We start from the raw sequence: 22,223 nt of genomic DNA on the forward strand, positions 1-22,223 counted from the left end.
GGGTGAACAGGTATGAATGATTTACCGATCGAAGGTTTCACGACCCCCAACGAGAACTCGGCGATGGTGCTGCTGGTCGACGACCAGGCCATGATCGGCGAGGCGGTGCGGCGTGGCCTGGCCCATGAAGAGAACATCGACTTCCACTTCTGCGCCGACCCGCACCAGGCGGTGGCCCAGGCCGTGCGCATCAAGCCCACGGTGATTTTGCAGGACCTGATCATGCCTGGCCTGGACGGGCTGACCCTGGTGCGTGAATACCGCAACAACCCGGCGACCCAGGATATCCCGATCATCGTCCTGTCGACCAAGGAAGACCCGCTGGTCAAGAGCGCGGCCTTTGCTGCCGGGGCCAACGATTACCTGGTCAAGCTGCCGGATACCATCGAGCTGGTGGCGCGCATCCGCTATCACTCGCGTTCCTACCTGACCCTGTTGCAGCGCGACGAGGCCTACCGCGCCCTGCGCGTCAGCCAGCAGCAACTGCTCGATACCAACCTGATGCTGCAGCGGCTGATGAACTCCGATGGCCTGACCGGGTTGTCCAACCGCCGCCACTTCGACGAGTACCTGGAACTGGAGTGGCGCCGGGCCATGCGTGAGCAGCAGCAGTTGTCGCTGCTGATGATCGACGTGGACTACTTCAAGGCCTACAACGACAGCTTTGGCCACCTGGCCGGTGACGAGGCCTTGCGCCAGGTGGCCGAGGCGATCCGCGGCTCGTGCTCGCGGCCAACCGACCTGCCGGCGCGCTATGGTGGCGAGGAATTCGTCCTGGTATTGCCCAACACCACGCCGGGCGGGGCACGGCTGGTGGCCGAGAAGCTGCGCCAGACCGTGCTCGGCCTGGGCATCCCGCACACCGCGCCGGTGCCCGACTCGTATCTGACCGTGAGCATTGGCCTGGCCACCCAGACTCCGTCCATCGGCAGCCATAGCCGGCAACTGATCTCGGCTGCGGACAAAGGCCTGTACCAGGCCAAGAATGGTGGGCGCAACCAGGTTGGTATCGCCTGACAGGGCCTGCACCGTACCCTTGTAGGAGCGGCCTTGTGTCGCGATGGGGCGCGCAGCGGCCCCGGAATTCAGCTTCGCAGCAGATACTGCAAGGGGCCGCTGCGCGCCCCATCGCGACACAAGGCCGCTCCTACACGAGTAATTGCGGCCATTCGGGCGCCCGGCGGGTCTGCCGCCCTGCGGCGGACTCGGTTATACTCGCAGGCTTTTCACCGAATTCGTGCGAGTAGCCAGCCCATGGAAATCCAACCGATCCTGAACACCATCAAGGACCTCACCGAGCGTTCCCAGTCCATTCGGGGGTATCTTTGACTACGATCACAAGCATGACCGCCTGATCGAAGTCAACCGCGAGCTGGAAGACCCCAACGTCTGGAACAAGCCCGAGTACGCCCAGGCCCTGGGCCGCGAGCGTGCCATGCTGGCACAGGTCGTCGAGACCCTGGACAAGCTGTCCGACGGCCTGGCCGACTGCCAGGACCTGCTCGACATGGCCGTCGAGGAAAATGACGAAGGCGCCGTCGGCGACGTCGTGACCGAACTGGAAGGCCTGGAAGAAAAACTGGCCCAGCTCGAGTTCCGTCGCATGTTCAGCGGCGAGATGGACATGAACAACGCCTACCTGGACATCCAGGCCGGCTCCGGTGGTACCGAGGCGCAGGACTGGGCCAACATCCTGCTGCGCATGTACCTGCGCTGGGCCGACAAGCGTGGTTTCGATGCCACCATCATCGAGCTTTCCGAAGGTGAAGTCGCCGGCATCAAGGGCGCCACCGTGCATATCAAGGGCGAGTACGCCTTCGGCTGGCTGCGCACCGAGATCGGCGTGCACCGCCTGGTGCGCAAGAGCCCGTTCGACTCCGGTGCCCGTCGCCACACCTCGTTCTCGGCGGTGTTCGTGTCGCCCGAGATCGACGACAAGGTCGAGATCGAGATCAACCCGGCCGACCTGCGTATCGACACCTACCGTTCCTCCGGTGCCGGTGGTCAGCACGTGAACACCACCGACTCGGCGGTGCGTATTACCCACGTACCGACCAACACCGTGGTGGCCTGCCAGAACGAACGCTCCCAGCACGCCAACAAGGACACCGCCATGAAAATGCTGCGGGCCAAGTTGTACGAGCTGGAAATGCAGAAGCGCAATGCCGCCTCGCAGGCGCTGGAAGACAGCAAGTCGGACATCGGCTGGGGCCACCAGATCCGCTCCTACGTGCTGGATGACTCGCGTATCAAGGACCTGCGTACCGGTGTCGAGCGCAGCGACTGCCAGAAGGTGCTGGACGGCGACCTCGACCAGTACCTGGAAGCGAGCCTCAAGCAGGGGCTGTAAACCGCACACAACCGCCGCGGTACCTGGCCTGGGGCCGGTATCGCGTGCCCTGCCCGAAAGGGGCACCGAACACCTGATGGAAAGAATGACGAAATGAGCGACCTCAAGACCGAAGCGCAAGACCTGCAACAGGAAGAAAACGCCCTGATCGCCCTGCGCAAGGAAAAGCTTGCCGCCGAGCGCGCGAAGGGCAATGCCTTCCCCAATGACTTCCGTCGCGACAGCTACTGCAACGACCTGCAGAAGCAGTATGCGGACAAGACCAAGGAAGAACTGGAAGCTGCAGCGATTCCGGTCAAGGTTGCCGGCCGCATCATGCTCAACCGCGGCTCGTTCATGGTCATTCAGGACATGACTGGCCGTATCCAGGTCTACGTCAACCGCAAGACCCTGCCGGAAGAAACCCTGGCCGCGGTCAAGACCTGGGACCTGGGCGACATCATCAGCGCCGAAGGCACCCTGGCCCGTTCCGGCAAGGGCGACCTGTACGTCGAAATGACCAACGTGCGCCTGCTGACCAAGTCGCTGCGCCCGCTGCCCGACAAGCACCACGGCCTGACCGACACCGAGCAGCGCTACCGCCAGCGTTACGTCGACCTGATGGTCAATGAAGAAACCCGCCACACCTTCCGTGTGCGTTCGCAGGTGATCTCGCACATTCGCAAGTTCCTCATCGAGCGCGACTTCCTCGAAGTCGAGACGCCGATGCTGCAAACCATCCCGGGTGGTGCTGCGGCCAAGCCGTTCGAAACCCACCACAACGCCCTGGACATGGCCATGTTCCTGCGTATCGCGCCGGAGCTGTACCTCAAGCGCCTGGTGGTTGGTGGCTTCGAGAAGGTGTTCGAGATCAACCGCAACTTCCGTAACGAAGGCGTTTCGACTCGTCACAACCCTGAATTCACCATGCTCGAGTTCTACCAGGCCTACGCCGACTACCGCGACAACATGGACCTCACCGAGGAACTGTTCCGCGAGCTGGCGCAGCTGGTACTGGGCACTACCGACGTGCCGTACGGCGACAAGGTGTTCCACTTCGGCGAGCCGTTCGCCCGCCTGTCGGTATTCGACTCGATCCTCAAGTACAACCCGGAGCTGACCGCTGCCGACCTGCAGGACGTCGACCGCGCCCGCGACATCGCCAAAAAGGCCGGCGCCAAGGTGCTGGGCCACGAAGGCCTGGGCAAGCTGCAGGTGATGATTTTCGAAGAGCTGGTCGAGCACAAGCTGGAGCAGCCGCACTTCATTACCGAGTACCCGTTCGAAGTGTCGCCGCTGGCCCGTCGCAACGACGACAACCCGGCTGTTACCGACCGTTTCGAGCTGTTCATCGGTGGCCGCGAGATCGCCAACGCCTACTCCGAGCTCAACGATGCCGAAGACCAGGCCGAGCGCTTCCTGGCCCAGGTGGCCGAGAAGGACGCTGGTGACGACGAAGCCATGCACTACGACGCCGACTTCGTTCGCGCCCTGGAGTACGGCATGCCGCCGACTGCAGGTGAAGGCATCGGCATCGACCGCCTGGTGATGCTGCTGACCAACTCGCCGTCGATCCGCGACGTGATCCTGTTCCCGCACATGCGTCCGCAGGCCTGAGTGAATTGAATGAGCCGCCTTTCGAGGCGGCTTTTTCTTGCCCGTACACTTGAATTGCCTGTACCGGCCCTTTCGCGGCTAAAGCCGCTCCCACAGGGACCCCACTACCCTCAGGCTGGTGCGGTCCCTGTGGGAGCGGCTTTAGCCGCGAAGAGGCCGGCACTGACGAAACACTGTCCATGAGGTACACCCCGTGACACCCGCAATGCCTCACCAGGGCGCCGCCGGCATCGCCACCGCCGTCGCCGAAAGCGTGCAATACCAAGGCCGCAAGACTGCCCGCCAGGGCAGCGAGCAGCGTCGCCAACTGATCCTCGACGCCGCCATGCGCATTGTCGTGCGCGATGGCGTACGCGGTGTGCGCCATCGCGCCGTCGCCGCCGAGGCCGGTGTGCCATTGTCGGCCACCACCTACTACTTCAAGGATATCGAGGACCTGCTCACCGATACCTTTGCCCAGTACGTCGAACGCAGCGCCGCCTACATGGCCAAGCTGTGGGCCAATACCGAGGTGGTGTTGCGCCAGTTGCTGGCCGAGGGTGACGGCAGCCCGCAGGCGCGGGCACGCCTGGCTGACGAGGTAGCGCGCATGACAGCCGACTACGTACAGCGGCAACTGTTGAACCGCCGCGACTTCCTGATGGCCGAGCAGGCCTTCCGCCAGGAGGCGCTGCTTTGCCCGCGCCTGGCTCAACTGGTGTGCGCCCATGAACAGATCCTGCTGCATGGCACCCGCCAATTGCTGCAGGTGGTGGGCTCGCAGCAACCGGAACAGGACGCCCAAATGTTGACGGCGATTATCGAGCAGATGGAATATCAGGGCCTGCTCAAGGATGCGAACGCGCAAGCCGATGGGCAGATGCTCGCTATGCTTAGCCGATACCTGCAGCTGGTGCTGGCATCGGCCTGAGCCGAGACCGACTTTTCAAGGAGAACCTGATGAAAGCCTGGCGTGTGGTGTTGTTGACTTTGTCATTCCTGCTGCTGGGCGGTTGTCTGGTGACCTTCCACGAGCCCTTGCCGAGCAACCAGGCGGCGCCCAAGGCCCTGCTGGGCAAGTGGAGCAGCAAGGACGCCTGGGGCGAGCCGCTGAAGCTGGTGATCAGCCGTAGCGGCGGCGATGCCTACAAGGCAGTGGCCACGGCCAAGGGCAAGGCCCCCGAGGAATACGTGTTCACCGTGTCGCGCCACGGCAACCGCTGGTACCTGTCGGCTGGCGTGCCGAAGCGCCTGGGTGGCAACTTCCTGATCGGCGGTTTCGATATCGTCGATGGCAAGGAACTGGTGGTCTACAACCTGGATGTCGAGCAGGTGCAGCAGGCGGTGGACAAGAAGGAGCTGACCGGGCGCAGCACCGAGGTGCCGGAGGACAACGGCGACGGCGTGCTGATCGACAGCCCGTCGGCGCGGGTGCTGGCGTACCTGGACGACCCGGCCAACTCCGACCTGTTCGTTGAAGTGGCGCGGTTCCAGCGTTCCGGCAAATGACCGCGCTGGCTTCTTCGCGGCTGAAGCCGCTCCCACAGGGATTGCAGTACCTGTAGGAGCGGCTTTAGCCGCGAAGAGGGCGGTTCAGGCAATGCAAGGCTTGGCACTTTGTTCCAATAAGGAGTCCCCCGGTGGACGAATACCAGCAAACCATCCGTGCCCTGTCCGACCGCATCGTCGCGGCCCAGACCCCGATCCGGGTGCTGGACGCGGTGAAGTGGGACGACAACATCCGCCAGGGCTTCCTCAAGGCCAAGGGCAATGAGCCGCCGGCCGTCGACCGTGCCTACTACCAGTCGCGCCCGCTGGCGTTCGACTCCAGCGCGGTCAAGGCCGAGTTCCAGGGCATCGAGCGCGACATCATTCGCCAGCTCGGCCAGTTCAACCCGGTCGGGCAGATCATGAAGCGCATGTGCCGCGAATACCGCATGGTGGTGCGCATGCTCGAAGCGCGCGGCACCGAGGATTTCGGGCTGATCTCCCAGGAACTGTACGGCGCTGCCTCGGATGCCTTCCACGCTGGTGATCCGACCTTGGCCGACCTCGGCCTGATGCTGTCGGACTACCTGAACAACATCGATGGCCGTGGCGACCTCAAGGACGAACCGAAGAACCTCACGGCCAAGGAGGCCGTGGAAATCCTCCAGCACCGGCTGAACAAGGTGTTCGGCGAGGCCGAGGAGACCATCCGTGTGTTCGAGTCCGACGGCATCGTCGCCGATGCCGCGGCCGGGGCCGACTACATCAAGGTGCGTGCCGACGCCATGTTCAACGCCCGTGACGTGCGCGCCCTGGAGGTGCACGAAGGGCTGGTGCATGTTGGCACCACGCTCAACGGCCTGAACCAGCCGATCTGTACCTTCCTGGCCAAGGGCCCGCCCTCGTCGACGGTGACCCAGGAAGGCCTGGCCATCCTCATGGAGGTGATCGCCTTCGCCTCCTACCCCAGCCGCCTGCGCAAGCTCACCAATCGCACCCGCGCCATCCACATGGTCGAGGAGGGTGCCGATTTCATGCAGATCTACAACTTCTTCCGCGAGCAGGGGTTCGAGATGGCGCAGAGCTACAGCAACGCCAGCCGGGTGTTCCGTGGGTCGGTGCCCAATGGCCTGCCATTTACCAAGGACTTGTCCTACCTCAAAGGCTTCATCATGGTTTACAACTACATTCAGTTGGCCGTGAAGAAGGGCAAGCTCGAACAGATCCCGTTGCTGTTCTGTGGCAAGACCACCCTGGAAGACATGCGTACCCTGCGACAGCTGGTAGAGGAAGGCCTGGTCGAGCCGCCCAAGTACCTGCCCGAGCAGTTCCGCGACCTCAATGCGCTGTCGGCCTGGATGTGCTTCTCCAACTTCCTCAACCACCTGAGCCTGGACCGCATTGAAGCCGACTACGCGAACATTCTCTGAGTGCTGCCGCCTGCTGGCCCTGGGTTTGATCCTGCTGGGCCTGGGCGGTTGCAGCAGCCTGCTGTTCTATCCCGAGCGCGGCCAGCCGTTCACGCCCGAGCGGGCCAAGCTCGAGTACCGCGATGTCACCCTGACCACTGCTGATGGCATCCGCCTGCACGGCTGGTGGTTGCCGGCCAAGGCCGGGGTCGAGGTCAAGGGCACGGTGCTGCACCTGCATGGCAATGGCGGCAACCTGCCTGGGCACCTGGGCGGCAGCTACTGGCTGCCGGAGCAGGGCTACCAGGTGTTGATGATCGATTACCGCGGCTATGGCCTGTCCCAGGGCGAGCCGAGCCTGCCCGAGGTGTACCAGGACATCGCCGCGGCCATGGCCTGGCTGGAGCAGGCTCCCGAGGTCAAGGGCAAGCCATTGGTACTGCTGGGGCAGAGCCTTGGCGGGGCCATGGCCATTCACTACCTGGCGGCCCACCCGGAGCAGCGCCAGCGTTTCAGTGCCCTGGTGTTCGACGGTGTGCCGGCCAGTTACCGTGCGGTCGGGCGCTTTGCCCTCAGCACCTCGTGGATGACCTGGCCGCTGCAGGTGCCGCTGTCGTGGCTGGTGCCGGACGGTGACAGCGCGATCCGCTCGATCGAGCAGCTGAGCAGCCCGCCCAAGCTGTTCTTCCACAGCATCGACGACACCCTGGTGCCGATGGACAACGGCATCCGCCTGTACCAGCACGCGCCAGCGCCGCGGGTGCTGCAACTGACCCGTGGTGGCCACGTGCAGACCTTCGCCGACCCGACCTGGCGCCAGGTGATGCTGCGTTTCCTCGACGACCCCAGCCATTTCAACGGCCTGCGGCGGCTGGCCGAAGTGCCCAATTACCCTGACGAGAAGAACAAGCAATGAGTGAAGAACGCAACGCCATCCCGCTGATCCTGACCGGTGTCGGCAGCATCATCGTGACGGTGGGGGCCTTGTGGTACTACGGTTACCTGCATTTCGCCAAGCCCGAGGATGCCCTGTTGCTGCAGGATTTCACCATGCTCAAGACCATCCCCGGCGAGGACTACAAGGTCTCGCTGGACCCGGCACCACAAGTGGCCCAGTGCGTCGATGGCGTGCTGGTGCTGTTCGACACCCAGCAGAAAGGCCTGACCGGGGTGCTGGTGGACAACCGCAAGCGCGCGGTGCGTTGCATGGGCGAGGAAACCCCGCAGCAGGTGCAGTGAACCATTATCTCTGCTGCCTGTGCTGGCCCTTTCGCGGCTGAAGCCGCTCCCACAGGGACTGTGCAAAGCTCAAGATATCTGCTGCCTGAACTGGCCTCTTCGCGGGCACGCCCGCTCCCACAGGGATCGCGCAAAGCTCGAAACGGGCGCCGTACCTGTGGGAGCGGGCGTGCCCGCGAAGAGGCCGGAACAGGCAAAAGAAAGCCCCGCTTCGATCGCGGGGCTTGTCAGTTCAGCTAGCCAGCCTTACTGCTGTACCTGGCTCACCGAGCGCGGCGCCACCGGCTGGTTGTCGTTGGAGATGGTCACCTCCACCCGACGGTTCTGCGCACGCCCCGAATTGCTCGAGTTGTCCGCTACCGGGTACTCCTTGCCATAGCCCTGGGCGACGATGCGCGCCGGGTCGACGCCGGCACGTACCAGTGCCATGCGCACGCTGTTGGCGCGGCGCTCCGACAGGCCCTGGTTGTAGTTGGCCGAGCCGACGCTGTCGGTGTAACCCTCGACGATCACCTTGCGTTCCGGGTTTTCCTGGAGGAACTGCGCCAGCTTGGTGACGTTCGGGTAGGCGTTGCTCTTGAGTTCGGCTTTGTTGAAGTCGAACAGCACGTCACCGAAGGTGACCAGCGTGCCGCGGTCGGTCTGCTTGGCGTTGAGGCTGTCCTGCAGCTTGGCGATCTGTGCGTCGCGGGCGTCCAGCTTGGCCTGGGCGCGCTGGGCCGAGGCGTTCTTCAGTTCGCCTTCGGCTGTGCGCAGGGCGATGGTCTGCTTGGCCACTTCGACGCGCTGGTTGGTCAGGTAGGCCAACTGGTCGACCTTCTTCTCGTCTTCACGGTCCATGTAGGCCTTGTCGGCCTTGTTCAGCCAGTCCTGGGCGTCCTTGGTCTCCAGTGCGGCAACCTTGCTCGATTGCGGGTCGCTCTGCAGCGAGGAGAAGTTGGTGCGGGCCGATTCGAGGTTGGCGTTAGGGTCGTGCGAGCAGGCAGCAAGGCCGACGCTCAGGGCCAGCAGGGCGGGAATCATGACGTAGTTGCGCATAGTGTTCATCCTTTGATCGTGTGCGAAGGCCGAGGTGGGCGGGGCAGGGCTCACTGAGCGCTGCGCAGGCCTTCCTCACGTACGTCCTGAACGCCCTGGCGGGCATCCTGCACGGCCTTCTGGGCCTTGGCCGCCTGGGCCTTGCGTTCGGCGAGGCGGGCGTCCCACTCGGCCTGTTCGGCCAGGCGCCTGGCGTCGTCGTATTTCTTGTCATGCATGGCGATCTCGGCCTGCTTGAACTTGTCCTGTGCCGCTTTCATTTCCACGGCGGCGAACTCGGTGCCGCCAGCGCTGACGGCGGAGTTCACGGCGGACTGGGTGACTGCATACTGCTCGGTGGGCGGGTTGCCCGCACAGCCGGCCAGGATCAGGCTGCTGCCCAGGGCCAGCGCTGCCAGCTTGAACCCGCGTACATGAGTGGATGAGGGTTTGTAGATGCGGGTGTTCTTGGTGGTCAGTTCCATTGGATCACTCCTGTTTACGACGTTGTCCGTAGCAGTCCATCGCTCGTTCCCTGACACGTGCACGCGCTTCAGCTCAACGGTGCACAACGGCAGGTGTGCAGGGTTTTAGCGTGATGGCTATTGGCTGTGACTGGCGCGTTTTTCGGATAGTTCAGAAAAATTTGATCATGTTTGGGGTTTGTGGCGCCTGGGAGATCGAGCGCCGCCCGCGCGGCGCTTCGCAGCGCAAGGCTGCTCCTACATTTGTTTCGGGCCAATTATTCCTGTGAGGTCTGTGCGCGAACGCTTTGGCGCATGGCTCGATATTGCGTTGTACGAAAAAGGCGGTCGCGTGCACTGGCACAGGCGTTACTGGCCCGAAACAGATGTAGGAGCAGCCTTGCGCTGCGAAGCGCCGCGCGGGCGGCGCTCGATCTCCCGGGCGCTACAAAACTTATGACCTACACCTTCGCTATTCGCTATCGGCCCCAGGGTTGCTCAGCGCGTGCAGATGCTGTCGCGAAAGTGACAGAAAGCGCGGAGTAGGACCGATGTCCTCGTACAGCGGGTCGCCTTCCTCGTCGGTGGCAATGACCTGGCGGCCTTGCACATAGGGGAAGCTGGCTTCCAGTTCCTCGAGGGCTGCCGCGACCAGCTCACCGAGCAGTTCCTCGGCGGTGCGCTTGGGGTACATGTCGATCAGCGCGGCCAGGCGCGCTTCGGACTCAAGGTCCAGATGCAGGACATGGCCCGTGGGGCTGAGGGTACCGGCGGCATTCTGTTCCCAGTGCTGGGCGAGTTCACGGATTTTCATGATGACCTCTATTGACGCCTGAAAGGGCTGCAATGCATGGGAGTGTCGTGCTTTCACTTTAGTTTGCTTTGGCCGATCACGGCTTGCCATCGGCGCCTGGCTGTGGGCACTCTTGAGGCGAATACCGCGCACCCCTGTGGGAGCGGGTTCACCCGCGAACACCGGCGCAGCCGGTGCCAGGCACCGCGCTGGATGCTTCGCGGGTGAACCCGCTCCCACAGGGGCTCGCGTAAAGGCTGAAAAGGGATGCAATGCGCCAGAGCCGCGCCGGAGAGAGGGCCAATGACCGATATCGATGTGCGTTTGCGTGAAGATGTCCATGTGTTGGGTGAGCTGCTCGGCGACACCATTCGCCAGCAGCATGGCGAGGCGTTCCTGCAGAAGATCGAGGACATCCGCCACAGTGCCAAGGCCGACCGTCGGGTTGCCGGCGAGCAACTGAGCTCGACCCTGGCGGACCTGGCTGATGAAGACTTGCTGCCCGTGGCCAGGGCCTTCAACCAGTTCCTTAACCTGGCCAACATGGCCGAGCAGTACCAGTTGATCCGCCGCCGCGACGCCGACCAGCCCGAGCCGTTCGAGGCCCGGGTGCTGCCCGAGCTGCTGGCGCGCCTGAAGCAGGCCGGGCACAGCAATGATGCCCTGGCCCGGCAATTGGCCAAGCTCGACATCCAGCTGGTGCTCACCGCTCACCCCACCGAAGTGGCCCGCCGCACCCTGATCCAGAAGTACGACGCCATCGCCGGCCAACTGGCAGCCCAGGACCACCGCGACCTGACCCCGGGCGAACGCCAGCAGGTGCGCGAGCGCCTGCGCCGGCTGATCGCCGAGGCCTGGCACACCGAAGAAATCCGCCGCACCCGACCGACGCCGGTGGACGAAGCCAAGTGGGGCTTTGCGGTGATCGAGCATTCGCTGTGGCACGCCATCCCCAGCCACTTGCGCAAGGTCGACAAGGCCCTGCTGGAGGCTACCGGCCTGCGCCTGCCGCTGGAGGCGGCGCCGATCCGCTTCGCCTCGTGGATGGGCGGTGACCGTGATGGCAACCCCAACGTGACCGCAGCGGTCACCCGCGAAGTCCTGCTGCTGGCGCGCTGGATGGCTGCCGACCTGTTCCTGCGCGACATCGATGCGCTGGCGTCCGAGTTGTCCATGCAGCAGGCCGACGATGCCCTGCGCGAGCGGGTCGGCGACAGTGCCGAACCCTACCGTTCGCTGCTCAAGCAACTGCGCGATCGCCTGCGGGCGACGCGCGCCTGGGCGCATTCGGCATTGACCAGCAGCCAGCCGGCCAGTGCCGAGGTGCTGGTGGACAACCGCGACCTGATCGCGCCGCTGGAGCTGTGCTACCAGTCACTGCACGCCTGCGGCATGGGTGTGATCGCCGAAGGCCCGTTGCTCGACTGCCTGCGCCGCGCCGTGACCTTCGGCCTGTTCCTGGTCCGCCTGGACGTGCGCCAGGACGCCGCCCGCCACCGTGATGCGTTGAGCGAGATTACCGACTACCTGGGCCTGGGGCGCTATGCCGACTGGGATGAAGAGCAGCGCATCGAGTTCCTCCAGGCCGAGCTGAAAAACCGCCGGCCACTGCTGCCCGCGCACTTCAAGCCGCAGGCCGATACCGCCGAGGTACTGGCCACCTGCCGAGAAATTGCCGCTGCACCAGCCGCCTCGCTGGGCTCCTACGTCATCTCCATGGCCGGTGCTGCCTCGGATGTGCTGGCGGTGCAGCTGCTGTTGAAGGAGGCCGGCCTGACTCGCCCCATGCGCGTGGTGCCGCTGTTCGAGACCCTGGCCGACCTCGACAATGCCGGCCCGGTGATGCAGCGCCTGCTCGGCCTGCCAGGCTACCGCGCCAACCTGCGCGGCCCGCAGGAAGTGATGATCGGCTATTCCGACTCGGCCAAGGATGCCGGTACCACGGCAGCGGCCTGGGCGCAGTACCGGGCCCAGGAAAACCTGGTGCGTATCTGCGCCGAGCACCAGGTCGAGTTGCTGCTGTTCCACGGCCGTGGCGGCACGGTAGGCCGCGGCGGCGGCCCGGCCCACGCGGCGATCCTGTCGCAGCCACCGGGGTCGGTGGCGGGGCGCTTCCGCACCACCGAGCAGGGCGAGATGATCCGCTTCAAGTTCGGCTTGCCGGGTATCGCCGAGCAGAACCTGAACCTGTACCTGGCTGCGGTGCTGGAAGCCACCTTGTTGCCACCGCCACCACCGCAGCCGGCCTGGCGCGAGGTGATGGACCAACTGGCCGCCGATGGCGTCAAGGCTTACCGCGGCGTGGTGCGGGAGAACCCCGATTTCGTCGAGTACTTCCGCCAGTCCACCCCGGAGCAGGAACTGGGGCGCCTGCCGCTGGGCAGCCGCCCGGCCAAGCGCCGCGCCGGTGGCATCGAAAGCCTGCGGGCCATTCCGTGGATCTTCGGCTGGACCCAGACCCGTCTGATGCTGCCGGCCTGGCTTGGCTGGGAAACGGCATTGAACAATGCCCTGGCCCGTGGCCAGGGTGAACTGCTGGCGCAGATGCGCGAGCAATGGCCGTTCTTCCGCACCCGCATCGACATGCTCGAGATGGTGCTGGCCAAGGCCGATGCGCAGATCGCCGAGGCCTACGACGAACGTCTAGTGCAACCGCACCTGCTGCCTTTGGGTGCGCACCTGCGCGACCTATTGTCGCAGTCGTGCCAGGTGGTACTGGGCCTTACCGGGCAGCCGGTGCTACTGGCGCACAGCCCCGAGACGCTGGAATTCATCAGCCTGCGCAATACCTACCTGGACCCGTTGCACCGCCTGCAGGCCGAGTTGCTGGCCCGCTCGCGCAGCCGCGAAGCCGCTCTGGACAGCCCGTTGGAGCAGGCCTTGCTGGTGACAGTGGCGGGTATTGCAGCCGGCCTGCGCAACACCGGCTGAGGGTAGGCCCGGGGCGCACAGGGCAGGTGCCGTGCGGGGCGTGCAAGTGGGCGAAGAGGGTGGTTGCGCCGGGCGCAACCGCCTGCCGGGCCAGCCGTAGGTGGCGCATTCCTGCAACTTTGGGACGCTTGTCTGGCTGCCGGGCGCTGTGTATCTTGAGCAGCCTTCTGACCGATTTATGGTCATACCCGATTTTCCGGACTTGGCCCTGGTCGCCGAATCCATTGAATTTCATAAAAAAATTTGAGGAGCACGAGATGCGCGTAATTCTGCTGGGAGCTCCCGGGGCCGGTAAAGGTACTCAGGCAAAGTTCATCACCGAAAAGTTCGGTATCCCCCAGATTTCCACCGGTGACATGCTGCGTGCCGCCGTCAAGGCCGGTACCCCGCTGGGCCTGGAACTGAAGAAAGTCATGGATGCCGGCCAGCTGGTCTCCGACGAGTTGATCATCAGCCTGGTCAAGGAGCGCATCGCCCAGCCTGATTGCGCCAAGGGCTGCCTGTTCGACGGCTTCCCACGTACCATTCCGCAAGCCGAAGCCATGGTAGCTGCCGGTGTCGACATCGACGCCGTGGTGGAAATCGCCGTGGACGACGAGGAAATCGTCGGCCGCATGGCTGGCCGCCGCGTGCACCTGGCCTCGGGCCGCACCTACCACATTCAGTACAACCCGCCGAAAGTGGAAGGCAAGGACGACGAGACGGGTGAAGACCTGATCCAGCGTGATGACGACAAGGAAGAAACCGTTCGCCATCGCCTGTCGGTCTACCACAGCCAGACCAAGCCGCTGGTGGACTTCTACCAGAAGCTGTCCGCCGCCAATGCCGGCAAGCCGAAGTACAGCCACATCGAAGGCGTCGGCTCGGTCGAAGCCATCACCGCCAAGGTCCTGGCAGCCCTGAGCTGATCCAGCGCCTGACGCACCTCGACAACGGCCCGCTTGCGGGCCGTTGTCGTTTGTGGCCCTGTTGCCACATGCGATCCCTGTAGGAGCGGCCTTGTGTCGCGATGGGGCGCGCAGCGGCCCCAAAAACTCAGCTTCGCCGCGAAAATTGCAGGGGCCGCTTTGCGGCCCATCGCGACACAAGGCCGCTCCTACAGGGACCGCGCCAGCCGAGCGGGCAATGGCCGTACGGCTGCCCCTTCGGGACACAACGCCGCCGCTGCTCTATACTGCCGCTCTTTTCCCCCTAGTACCTGGATACCCGTTCGATGACCACCCTCCTGGCCCTGGATACCGCCACCGAAGCCTGTTCCGTCGCACTGCTGCATGACGGCAAGGTAACCAGCCATTACGAGGTGATCCCGCGCATGCATGCCCAGAAGCTGCTGCCGATGATCAAGCAGCTGCTGGCCGAGTCCGGCGTGGCGCTGAATGCGCTGGATGCCATCGCCTTTGGCCGTGGCCCGGGCGCATTCACCGGTGTGCGCATTGCCATCGGTGTGGTCCAGGGCCTGGCCTTCGCCCTGGAGCGCCCGGTTTTGCCGGTGTCCAACCTGGCCGCACTGGCCCAGGGCGCGTTGCGCGAGCACGGCGTGCAGCATGTGGCGGCCGCCATTGATGCGCGCATGGATGAAGTGTATTGGGGCTGCTACCAGGCCACCGAAGGCGAAATGCGCCTGGTCGGCCAGGAGGCAGTGCTGCCGCCCGAGCAGGTGGCGCTGCCGGCGGGCAGCGCTGGCGAGTGGTTCGGTGCCGGTACCGGTTGGGGCTATGCCGAGCGCCTGGCGGTGCAGGTGGCAGCCAGCAATGCCAGTGCCTTGCCCAACGCCCTGGACATCCTCAGCCTGGCCAGCTTTGCCTGGGCACGCGGCGAGGCAATCGCTGCCGAACAGGCGCAACCGGTCTACCTGCGCGATAATGTAGCGACACCCAAGAAGCGCTGAGTGTTGTTCGTCGGTTATCGCCGATGACACTAAAACCTTTTGCGTGATCTGTGGTCCAGTTATCACTCGAGCATTAGCGATGGAACCCTGATGCTGCTAAATTGCCATCATTGGTTCTGAGTGCTCATGCCATGCGTATCGACGGTTTCTCATCGCAGTCCTACCCGATCAAGCGCACCCCACGCAAGGCGGCGGTGCGTGACGAGGCCATCGATGATGCCGAGGTGATCGAGGAGGTCGAAACCGCCCCTCAGGAAGCCACCGCCCGCCGTCGCAGCGGTGGCCTGCCAGCCCGCCAGCAGGACATGATCTTCCCCCGCGCCCGTGACCGCCGCACCGCTACCGCATTGGCCAGCTACCTGAGCACCGCCGGTTTTACCGACTGGGACATGGAAGTACTGGGGCTCGACCTGTACATTTAGTGGATGAGTCCATCACCACTGCCTTATTTTCTCGGTTGCCCGTCCTGGAGCGAAAACGCCTGGCGCGACTACCTGTATCCCGCCGACGCCAACAGCAGTGAAATGCTCGGCTACTACAGCCAGGTGTTCAACGCCGTCGAGGGCAATACCACTTTCTACGCACGTCCCGCACCCGGCACCATTGCGCGCTGGGCGCAGATCATGCCCGAACACTTCCGCTTCACTGCCAAGTTCCCCCGGGACATCAGCCATGAAGGCGACCTGCGCGATCAGCTGGAACCGGCCTTTGACTTCACCCGCCTGATGGCCCCGCTGGGCCAGCGCGTAGCGCCGTACTGGCTACAGTTGCCGGCCCAGTTCAGCCCCGCACGGCTGGGCGAGCTTTGCCACTTCCTTGACGAAGTCGGAGTGCCGGTGGCCGTGGAGGTGCGCAACCAGGCCTTCTTCGCCAAGGGTGAAGAAGAGCGGTTGCTCAACCGCCTGCTGCATGAGCGTGGCGTGGAACGTATCTGCCTCGACCCGCGTGCCTTGTTCAGCTGCACCTCCCGTGACTCCGCCGTGCTGCATGCGCAGGCGAAGAAGCCCAAGGTACCGCCACGCCCGGCAGCCTTCAGCCAGCACCCGCAGGTGCGCTTCATCGGCCACCCGCAGCTGGAGGCCAACGAGGCCTTTCTTACCCCCTGGGTGGACAAGGTCGCCGCCTGGATCGAGGAAGGCCGCAACCCCTACATCTTCCTGCACACCTCGGACAACCGCCTGGCAGCGGCATTGGCCCAGCGCTTTCACCAACGCCTGATGCAGCGCCTGCCGGGCCTTGCCGCGTTGCCGGAATTGCCGCGCACCCCCGAGGTCGAACAACTGGGGCTACTCTGACCTTTCCCTGACTGCCGGAGGTTGAACCATGGATGTGCAAACCCTGCGAGCCGAAGCCTTCAAGGCCCTGCACGAGCGTGACAGCGCCTTCGTCATCCCCAACCCGTGGGATGCCGGCTCGGCCAAGTTGCTGGCCAGCCTGGGCTTCGAGGCGCTGGCCACCACCAGTGCAGGCCTGGCTTTCAGCCTGGGCCGTCCGGACGCCGAAGGCGCCTTGAGCCTGGACGATACCCTCGATAATGCTGGCGAGATTGTCGACGCTACCCCCTTGCCGGTGGCCGCTGACCTGGAGAACGGCTTTGGCGACCTGCCCGAAGATTGCGCCCAGACCATTCTGCGGGCCGCCGAAGTCGGCTTGGTGGGTGGCTCTATCGAGGATGCCAGTGGTCACAGCGATACGCCGATCTATGATTTCGGGCTGGCAGTAGAGCGTGTGCGCGCAGCCGTGCAGGCCGCACGCAGCCTGCCGTTCCCGTTCACCCTGTGCGCCCGGGCAGAGAACCTGCTGCACGGGCGCATGGACCTGGACGACACCATCCTGCGCCTGCAGGCCTATGCCGAGGCCGGTGCCGATGTGCTCTACGCGCCCGGGCTGCGTACTGTCGAGGAAATCCGCGCGGTGGTGCAGGCCGTCGCGCCGCGGCCGGTGAATGTGCTGATGGGCATGGCGGGCGTGCAGCTGAGCGTCAACCAGTTGCAGGACCTGGGTGTACGCCGCATCAGCGTCGGCTCGTCGCTTGCCCGTGCCGCGTTGGGGGCCTTCCATCGGGCCGCGCTGGAGATTCGCGATGAGGGCACCTTCGGCTACGGTGAGCAGGCGCTGCCGTTCGCCCAACTCAACGACCTGTTCCGCCGCTGATGAGGGCCGTGCTGGCGTTGCTGGCAGGCCTGTCGTTGCTTGCGGGGCTGGCCTGGCACCTGGGTTGGCGGCTGCCCGCCGCGTGGAACCCGTGGGCGCCGCTGGACGTGCGTCAGCCCCCCAACCTGCTGACCCCCTACAAGCTGTCCCGCCTTCGTGATGACCCGATGCTGTGTCGCCTGGCACTTCAAACCAGCCAGCTGCGCTACCGGGCACAAGCCGACAGTTCGGCTGCTGCCGACTGCCCATTGCGGAACGTATGGCGTATCGACGGTGGTCAGGCGTGGCTCGGCGGCAGCTTCCTGGCCAGTTGTCCGTTGGCAGTGGCGTATGCACTGTTCGAAAACCATGGCCTGCAGCCTGTGGCGCAACGGGTGTTGGGGCAGCCAGTGGCTCAGGTCGACCACCTGGGCAGTTTTGCCTGCCGCAATGTCTACCACCGCAAGCAGGGCCGGTTGAGCCAGCACGCCACGGCCGATGCCTTGGACATCAGTGGCTTTCGCCTGCAGGACGGCCAGCGCATCGTCCTTGCGCGGGACTGGCAGGCGGGCGGGCAAAAAGCGGAATTCCTTCGCCAGGTGCAGCAGGCGGCCTGTGACAGCTTCAGCACGGTACTGGGGCCGGACTACAACGCTGCACACCACAACCACTTTCATGTGGACATGGGCCGCTGGCAGATCTGTCGTTGAGCGTGGGCGCGTTCAGGCGTGGGCGCGCACGTTGTTCAGCACCACCGGGCGTGCCCAGTGGATGTCGAACTCCAGGTCGTTCTGTTGCTTGGCCAGGGTGGCGTCATCGAACGGTTCGGGCGCCGGGTCCAGCAGGTTGGTCTCGAACTCGGCGATCGGCAGGAACAGCGAGCGCGGGGTAGGGCCGGGGCCGGGTTCGGCAATCGGGTGACCTTGGCTCATCACTACCGGGCGTAGCCAGCTGTTGCTGATGTCGAGCTGGCGCTGTTGCTCGATCAACTCGACTGCGCTGAACGGCTCGGGGGCGGGCGGCAGCAGGTTGGCTTCGAGTTCTGCCTTGGGCAGGAACAGTGGCTCGGGCGGTGCCACCTCGGTGTCGTGTACCGGGCAGGCACGCTGGGCGTCGATCAGGGCCAGCGCACGGGCGCCGCCGATCGGCTCGCCGCTGCTCTGGTCGTATTGCACGAACGACTGGCTGACGCTGTCTACCGGCTCTTCCTGCTGCTCGGCCATGGCCCGGGCAAAGAAATCCTGCCACAGGTGGCTGACGCCCCCGAGTGCCTGGGTGTTGTGCTGACTGTAGTTGCCGACAGGCGACAGGTAGGTCAAGCCGATGGGAAGAGTATCTGACATGGCAGTCGCGCGCGTTGTGCTCTGGCAGAATAGCGGGATATTGCCTGTATCGGCCGAAGTAGCCGATACATTAACGGCTGGGTTCAATTTCTAGGTGTGAATGATGGAAGAGCAGGGCACAGGTATCCGGGTCGAGGCGCTGTCGGCTGAATTCGAGGCGCAAGCTGCTGCGTGGGCACAGCGCCTTGAGTTGCCGCTGCAGGACGATGCTGCCGGGTTTGCCGTGCAGGTGGGCGTTGATGGCTTGCAGATCCAGCAATTGGGCCCGCAGGCCCCGGGGCCGGTGCGGGTCGACTTTGTCGAAGGCCAGGCCGCGCACCGGCGCATGTTCGGTGGTGGCAACGGGCAGATGATCGCCAAGGCGGTGGGCATTGCCCAAGGCGTGCGTCCGCAGGTGCTGGATGCCACCGCCGGGCTGGGCAAGGACGCGTTCGTGCTGGCCAGCCTGGGCTGCCAGATGACCCTGATCGAACGCCAGCCGCTGATTGCCGCGTTGCTGGAGGATGGCCTGGCGCGGGCGCGGTCGGATGAAGAGGTGGGGCCGATCGTGGGGCGCATGCGCCTGCTGACCGGCAACGCCATCGAGCGCATGCGCGCCTGGGAAGGCGAGGCGCCACAGGTGATCTACCTCGACCCGATGTTCCCGCACCGGGACAAGAGTGCGCTGGTGAAGAAGGAAATGCGTGTGTTCCGGCCCTTGGTGGGTGATGACCTGGATGCCCCGGCCCTGCTCGAAGCTGCCCTGGCGCTGGCCAGCCACCGGGTGGTGGTGAAGCGGCCGCGCAAGGCGCCGATCATCGACGGGCCGAAGCCGAGCCACAGCCTGGAGGGCAAGTCGAGCCGGTATGACATTTACCCGAAGAAGGCACTGAAGGCCTGATTTGGCTATGCCTGTTCGGGCCTCTTCGCGGGTAAACCCGCTCCCACAGGTGCTGTACAAACTTCAAGATCACATCGACCCTGTGGGAGCGGGTTTACCCGCGAAGAGGCCCGCACAGGCAGCCTGATATCAGGGCTGGAACGCCCGCAAGAACACCCCAACCACCTCGCGCACATGCGCTTCGGCCTCATCCCCCTCCAGCGGCCCCGCGCACCCCAGCAGCAATCGGTAATCCGGTGCGCCCTTGACCAGGCAGAAGAAGTGCTCCGCCGCACGCAGCGGGTTGTCGATGCGCAGCAGCCCGCGCTCGTGCGCCCCGCGCAGCAATGCTTCCATCCCCGCCAGCACGCGCTTGGGCCCGGCTTCGTAGAAGTACTCGCCAAAGCTCGGGTCCAGGCTGCCCTGGGCCATGATCAGGCGGCTGAGCTTGACCGCTTCATCGCTGCTGATCAGCGCCTGGAAGCCACGGGCAATGGTCAGCAGCACCTCTTCCACCGGCGCCCCCTCGGGGTACTCGAACAGCAGGTCGGGCAACTGGATCTGGCAGGTTGCCATGACCGCCGAGCCGAAAAGCGTCTGCTTGTCGGTGAAGTGGCTGTATACGGTGAGCTTTGAAACACCTGCCGCCGCAGCGACCGCATCCATGCTGGTGTTGGCGTAGCCAAGGCTGAGGAACAGGGCCTTGGCTGCTTCGAGAATCGCCTCGCGTTTGGCCAGATCCTTGGGCCGGCCCGGGCCGATGGGGGCGTCGTTGGACATTGTGGTCTGCATCTGGTTGAAGAAACACCATCTTAACGGGTCAGGCGCCATCCGGCTAAAGCCTGCGGGCAAAACCTGCTGTTTGTCAGCGAAAAGCTGATCGACAGTGAGGTAGGAGATCGAGTGCAGCAAAAGCCCAACGCATGGCGAAAAATTGACGGGTTCCAGATGCGCTGGACCCGCTCGGGGTAGTTGCCGAACTCGCGCGCACTGGCGGAATGAAAGTGCTGGTGCTCAAGGGGGTGTACGAGACCGTCCCCGTTGCCCAGGCCATCGAGGAGGGCGTGCTTGGCATCGTACTGGTCGAGGATTCGCCGTCGAGGCGAGTGCTTTGGCGGAGAAGAACACGATCTCCGTCGGTCTTGGTCGCAGTCAAGGTCACCAGGTTGTTGGCGGTCAGGATCTTCGAGTCATCGGGGTTACTGGTGTCGGGGTGCACGATGGCGCGAAGCTGGTCGAGGGTAACGGAACCGTTGCTGGCGACGCTTACGGTGAACACCAGATGGTTGCCGATGGCGAACGGCCTTCCACCACGGCGCCATTGAGCGACAGGTTGACTGCCGAGCCGGTGGCCGTGTCGGTCAGGCCAGAGGCGCTCGTCACGACGCGCAGGGCATAGGTGAGCGTACCGGCACCATCGTTGCCGAAGGCCGAGGTGAAGTTGGCGGCGATGCCGATGAACACCTTGTTCAGCAGATTGACGGCATCGTCAGGATTGCCCGTGTTCGGGTGCTTCAGCGGCTGGTATTCCACCGTCTAGATCTTGCCGCCTCTTCCCGGCATCCGTTGCCTGATTTAATATACTCTCCAGTACAAATATTGAATGTGCCCTCCGCGAAAGGATTCATCATGTTGCGCCATGCCTTGTCCATCGCTCTGTCCGCCGCTGCCGTGCTGTTGCTGGCGGCGTGCGGCCAGGAAGCCGCCCCACCTGCAGCGCCGCGCCCGGCGCTGGTGGTGCAGCCGCAGCCGGCCGAAGCCGCTGCCGACAGTTACCCCGGCGAAGTGCGGGCGCGCTTCGAGCCGGAACTGGCTTTCCGCATTAGCGGCAAGGTCAGCAAACGCCTGGTCGAGGAAGGGCAGCGGGTCAAGGCCGACCAGCCGCTGGCCGAGCTGGACCCGCAGGATGTGCGCCTGCAACTGGAAGCCAACCGTGCCCAGCTGGCGGCCGCCGAGGCCAACCTGTCGCTGGTGCGCGCCGAGCGCGATCGCTACCAGAAGCTGCTGGACCGGCAGATGGTCAGCCATTCCCAGTTCGACAACGCCGAAAACCTCTACCGCGCCGGCCTGGCCCGGCTGAAACAGGCCAAGGCCGAGTTCGACGTGGCTGGCAACCAGGCTGAATATGCTGTGCTGCGCGCACCCCAGGCCGGGGTGATTGCCAAGCGCCAGGTGGAAGTGGGCCAGGTGGTCGCCGCAGGGCAGACCGTGTTCACCCTGGCCGCCGATGGCGAGCGGGAAGTGGCCATCGGCCTGCCGGAGCAGCAGTTCGCCCGCTTCGCCGTGGGCCAGCCGGTGAGCGTGGAGTTGTGGTCGCACCCGCAAGAGCGCTTTCAGGGGCGTATCCGCGAGTTGTCACCGGCCGCCGACCCGCGTTCGCGCACCTTTGCTGCCCGCATCGCCTTTACCACGGCCGCCACGCCGGCGGAGCTGGGCCAGAGCGCCCGGGTGTTCATCGCCCACGAAGGGCTGATCCCGCTGGCGGTGCCGCTGTCGGCAGTCACTGCGGAAAACGGCCAGGCCTACGTCTGGCGGGTCAACAAGGACAGCCGCCTGGAGCGGGCAGTGGTGCGCCTGGGGCCCTACGGCGCCGACAGCGTGCCCGTGCTCGAAGGCCTCGCTCCCGGCGACTGGGTAGTCGCCGCGGGTGGCCATGTATTACGCGAGGGCCAGGAGATACGCCCCGTGGACCGTACCAACCGCGTAGTGAACCTGACGGCCAAGGAGTAAGTCC

At 64.7% G+C, this 22,223-nt stretch carries 22 protein-coding genes and 1 pseudogene; 17 read left to right on the plus strand and 6 right to left on the minus strand.

What is annotated here, in order from left to right; all coding sequences use genetic code 11:
- The first annotated feature begins 12 nt into the window (after positions 1-12).
- The 8 genes from wspR (at position 13) to ABIB24_RS05160 (ending at position 8,061) form a co-directional block, all read left to right on the plus strand.
- The gene (gene wspR / locus ABIB24_RS05125) at positions 13-1,017 is read left to right on the plus strand and encodes a Wsp signal transduction system regulator diguanylate cyclase WspR (RefSeq protein ID WP_085618259.1); all 1,005 of its coding nucleotides are present in this window, start codon (positions 13-15) and stop codon (positions 1,015-1,017) included.
- Positions 1,018-1,254: 237 nt separating this feature from the next.
- Positions 1,255-2,350 (plus strand): peptide chain release factor 2 gene (prfB, locus tag ABIB24_RS05130; RefSeq protein WP_354316180.1). Its coding sequence is split into 2 segments (ribosomal slippage): positions 1,255-1,326 and positions 1,328-2,350, totalling 1,095 coding nucleotides; the frame shifts between segments, so codons are not numbered across the junction.
- A gap of 93 nt (positions 2,351-2,443) precedes the next feature.
- Positions 2,444-3,946 (plus strand): lysine--tRNA ligase, encoded by a 1,503-nt coding sequence (gene lysS / locus ABIB24_RS05135; RefSeq protein ID WP_013971217.1) that lies wholly within the window; start codon positions 2,444-2,446, stop codon positions 3,944-3,946.
- 205 nt (positions 3,947-4,151) lie between these two features.
- Complete coding sequence (locus ABIB24_RS05140; RefSeq protein WP_025337938.1) at positions 4,152-4,856, plus strand: TetR/AcrR family transcriptional regulator; 705 nt, start codon at positions 4,152-4,154, stop codon at positions 4,854-4,856.
- A 29-nt stretch (positions 4,857-4,885) separates the two neighbouring features.
- Positions 4,886-5,434, plus strand: coding sequence for a hypothetical protein (locus ABIB24_RS05145; protein ID WP_003258915.1), 549 nt, complete (start codon positions 4,886-4,888; stop codon positions 5,432-5,434).
- 131 nt (positions 5,435-5,565) lie between these two features.
- Positions 5,566-6,843: a flavohemoglobin expression-modulating QEGLA motif protein gene (locus tag ABIB24_RS05150; protein ID WP_354316181.1), complete on the plus strand. Its 1,278-nt coding sequence runs from the start codon at positions 5,566-5,568 to the stop codon at positions 6,841-6,843.
- Positions 6,815-7,738, plus strand: a complete 924-nt coding sequence (locus ABIB24_RS05155; protein ID WP_354316182.1) for an alpha/beta hydrolase — start codon at positions 6,815-6,817, stop codon at positions 7,736-7,738. Before ABIB24_RS05150 ends, ABIB24_RS05155 begins: the two co-directional genes overlap by 29 nt.
- Complete coding sequence (locus ABIB24_RS05160; RefSeq protein WP_003252219.1) at positions 7,735-8,061, plus strand: PA3694 family proteiin; 327 nt, start codon at positions 7,735-7,737, stop codon at positions 8,059-8,061. The genes ABIB24_RS05155 and ABIB24_RS05160 overlap by 4 nt, the downstream gene beginning before the upstream one ends.
- A 246-nt stretch (positions 8,062-8,307) precedes the next feature.
- Here the strand turns inward: ABIB24_RS05160 and lptF are convergent, their stop codons facing one another.
- The 3 genes from lptF to ABIB24_RS05175 form a co-directional block, all read right to left on the minus strand.
- Entirely contained in the window at positions 8,308-9,099 is a 792-nt protein-coding gene (lptF, locus tag ABIB24_RS05165; RefSeq protein WP_025337942.1) for a lipotoxin F family OmpA-related lipoprotein LptF, read from the minus strand.
- A 50-nt stretch (positions 9,100-9,149) separates the two neighbouring features.
- Positions 9,150-9,563, minus strand: a complete 414-nt coding sequence (locus tag ABIB24_RS05170; protein ID WP_274079229.1) for a DUF4398 domain-containing protein — start codon at positions 9,561-9,563, stop codon at positions 9,150-9,152.
- 451 nt (positions 9,564-10,014) lie between these two features.
- Positions 10,015-10,356: a pilin assembly protein gene (locus ABIB24_RS05175; protein WP_025337943.1), complete on the minus strand. Its 342-nt coding sequence runs from the start codon at positions 10,354-10,356 to the stop codon at positions 10,015-10,017.
- Between the two features lie 282 nt (positions 10,357-10,638).
- On the opposite strand from ABIB24_RS05175, the gene ppc reads away from it, so the two are divergent.
- From ppc to ABIB24_RS05210, 7 genes are all read left to right on the plus strand, one after another.
- On the plus strand, positions 10,639-13,266 hold the full coding sequence (gene ppc / locus ABIB24_RS05180; protein WP_274079230.1) for a phosphoenolpyruvate carboxylase: 2,628 nt from the start codon (positions 10,639-10,641) through the stop codon (positions 13,264-13,266).
- A 257-nt stretch (positions 13,267-13,523) separates the two neighbouring features.
- Positions 13,524-14,174 (plus strand): adenylate kinase, encoded by a 651-nt coding sequence (gene adk / locus ABIB24_RS05185; protein ID WP_003259830.1) that lies wholly within the window; start codon positions 13,524-13,526, stop codon positions 14,172-14,174.
- Positions 14,175-14,479: 305 nt separating this feature from the next.
- Entirely contained in the window at positions 14,480-15,154 is a 675-nt protein-coding gene (tsaB, locus tag ABIB24_RS05190; protein WP_274079231.1) for a tRNA (adenosine(37)-N6)-threonylcarbamoyltransferase complex dimerization subunit type 1 TsaB, read from the plus strand.
- Between the two features lie 131 nt (positions 15,155-15,285).
- A complete protein-coding gene (locus ABIB24_RS05195; protein ID WP_025337946.1) occupies positions 15,286-15,576 on the plus strand; it encodes a hypothetical protein in 291 nt (96 codons plus the stop codon).
- Between the two features lie 3 nt (positions 15,577-15,579).
- Entirely contained in the window at positions 15,580-16,449 is an 870-nt protein-coding gene (locus tag ABIB24_RS05200) for a DUF72 domain-containing protein (protein ID WP_025337947.1), read from the plus strand.
- 28 nt (positions 16,450-16,477) lie between these two features.
- Positions 16,478-17,308: an isocitrate lyase/PEP mutase family protein gene (locus ABIB24_RS05205; protein WP_289515077.1), complete on the plus strand. Its 831-nt coding sequence runs from the start codon at positions 16,478-16,480 to the stop codon at positions 17,306-17,308.
- The gene (locus tag ABIB24_RS05210; protein WP_354316183.1) at positions 17,308-17,997 is read left to right on the plus strand and encodes an extensin-like domain-containing protein; all 690 of its coding nucleotides are present in this window, start codon (positions 17,308-17,310) and stop codon (positions 17,995-17,997) included. Before ABIB24_RS05205 ends, ABIB24_RS05210 begins: the two co-directional genes overlap by 1 nt.
- 12 nt (positions 17,998-18,009) lie before the next feature.
- Here ABIB24_RS05210 and ABIB24_RS05215 read toward each other — a convergent pair whose 3' ends face one another.
- A complete protein-coding gene (locus tag ABIB24_RS05215) occupies positions 18,010-18,630 on the minus strand; it encodes an energy transducer TonB (protein WP_137163124.1) in 621 nt (206 codons plus the stop codon).
- A gap of 103 nt (positions 18,631-18,733) precedes the next feature.
- Here ABIB24_RS05215 and ABIB24_RS05220 point away from each other — a divergent pair, with 103 nt between their 5' ends.
- Positions 18,734-19,510 (plus strand): class I SAM-dependent methyltransferase, encoded by a 777-nt coding sequence (locus tag ABIB24_RS05220; protein ID WP_025337951.1) that lies wholly within the window; start codon positions 18,734-18,736, stop codon positions 19,508-19,510.
- A 129-nt stretch (positions 19,511-19,639) separates the two neighbouring features.
- On the opposite strand, the gene ABIB24_RS05225 is transcribed toward ABIB24_RS05220, so the two are convergent.
- Positions 19,640-20,281: a TetR/AcrR family transcriptional regulator gene (locus tag ABIB24_RS05225; protein WP_137163125.1), complete on the minus strand. Its 642-nt coding sequence runs from the start codon at positions 20,279-20,281 to the stop codon at positions 19,640-19,642.
- A gap of 337 nt (positions 20,282-20,618) precedes the next feature.
- Positions 20,619-21,022, minus strand: a pseudogene (locus ABIB24_RS05235) (DUF5801 repeats-in-toxin domain-containing protein); the annotation flags it as partial.
- Between the two features lie 96 nt (positions 21,023-21,118).
- Between ABIB24_RS05235 and ABIB24_RS05240 the strand changes: the two are divergent.
- Positions 21,119-22,219 (plus strand): efflux RND transporter periplasmic adaptor subunit, encoded by a 1,101-nt coding sequence (locus tag ABIB24_RS05240; protein ID WP_274079233.1) that lies wholly within the window; start codon positions 21,119-21,121, stop codon positions 22,217-22,219.
- Positions 22,220-22,223: the final 4 nt, after the last annotated feature.

The sequence above is a fragment of the Pseudomonas sp. UYEF17 genome, from assembly GCF_040546125.1.
Classification (GTDB): domain Bacteria; phylum Pseudomonadota; class Gammaproteobacteria; order Pseudomonadales; family Pseudomonadaceae; genus Aquipseudomonas; species Aquipseudomonas putida_Z.

Excerpts from the sequence above, each read along its gene's own strand:
- wspR (WP_085618259.1), top strand. The coding sequence starts at position 13 with ATGAATGATTTACCGATCGAAGGTTTCACGACCCCCAACGAGAACTCG.
- lysS (WP_013971217.1), top strand. The coding sequence starts at position 2,444 with ATGAGCGACCTCAAGACCGAAGCGCAAGACCTGCAACAGGAAGAAAAC.
- ABIB24_RS05140 (WP_025337938.1), top strand. The coding sequence starts at position 4,152 with ATGCCTCACCAGGGCGCCGCCGGCATCGCCACCGCCGTCGCCGAAAGC.
- ABIB24_RS05145 (WP_003258915.1), top strand. The coding sequence starts at position 4,886 with ATGAAAGCCTGGCGTGTGGTGTTGTTGACTTTGTCATTCCTGCTGCTG.
- ABIB24_RS05160 (WP_003252219.1), top strand. The coding sequence starts at position 7,735 with ATGAGTGAAGAACGCAACGCCATCCCGCTGATCCTGACCGGTGTCGGC.
- lptF (WP_025337942.1), bottom strand. The coding sequence starts at position 9,099 with ATGCGCAACTACGTCATGATTCCCGCCCTGCTGGCCCTGAGCGTCGGC.
- ABIB24_RS05170 (WP_274079229.1), bottom strand. The coding sequence starts at position 9,563 with ATGGAACTGACCACCAAGAACACCCGCATCTACAAACCCTCATCCACT.
- ABIB24_RS05175 (WP_025337943.1), bottom strand. The coding sequence starts at position 10,356 with ATGAAAATCCGTGAACTCGCCCAGCACTGGGAACAGAATGCCGCCGGT.
- ppc (WP_274079230.1), top strand. The coding sequence starts at position 10,639 with ATGACCGATATCGATGTGCGTTTGCGTGAAGATGTCCATGTGTTGGGT.
- adk (WP_003259830.1), top strand. The coding sequence starts at position 13,524 with ATGCGCGTAATTCTGCTGGGAGCTCCCGGGGCCGGTAAAGGTACTCAG.
- tsaB (WP_274079231.1), top strand. The coding sequence starts at position 14,480 with ATGACCACCCTCCTGGCCCTGGATACCGCCACCGAAGCCTGTTCCGTC.
- ABIB24_RS05195 (WP_025337946.1), top strand. The coding sequence starts at position 15,286 with ATGCGTATCGACGGTTTCTCATCGCAGTCCTACCCGATCAAGCGCACC.
- ABIB24_RS05200 (WP_025337947.1), top strand. The coding sequence starts at position 15,580 with ATGAGTCCATCACCACTGCCTTATTTTCTCGGTTGCCCGTCCTGGAGC.
- ABIB24_RS05205 (WP_289515077.1), top strand. The coding sequence starts at position 16,478 with ATGGATGTGCAAACCCTGCGAGCCGAAGCCTTCAAGGCCCTGCACGAG.
- ABIB24_RS05210 (WP_354316183.1), top strand. The coding sequence starts at position 17,308 with ATGAGGGCCGTGCTGGCGTTGCTGGCAGGCCTGTCGTTGCTTGCGGGG.
- ABIB24_RS05215 (WP_137163124.1), bottom strand. The coding sequence starts at position 18,630 with ATGTCAGATACTCTTCCCATCGGCTTGACCTACCTGTCGCCTGTCGGC.
- ABIB24_RS05220 (WP_025337951.1), top strand. The coding sequence starts at position 18,734 with ATGGAAGAGCAGGGCACAGGTATCCGGGTCGAGGCGCTGTCGGCTGAA.
- ABIB24_RS05225 (WP_137163125.1), bottom strand. The coding sequence starts at position 20,281 with ATGCAGACCACAATGTCCAACGACGCCCCCATCGGCCCGGGCCGGCCC.
- ABIB24_RS05240 (WP_274079233.1), top strand. The coding sequence starts at position 21,119 with ATGTTGCGCCATGCCTTGTCCATCGCTCTGTCCGCCGCTGCCGTGCTG.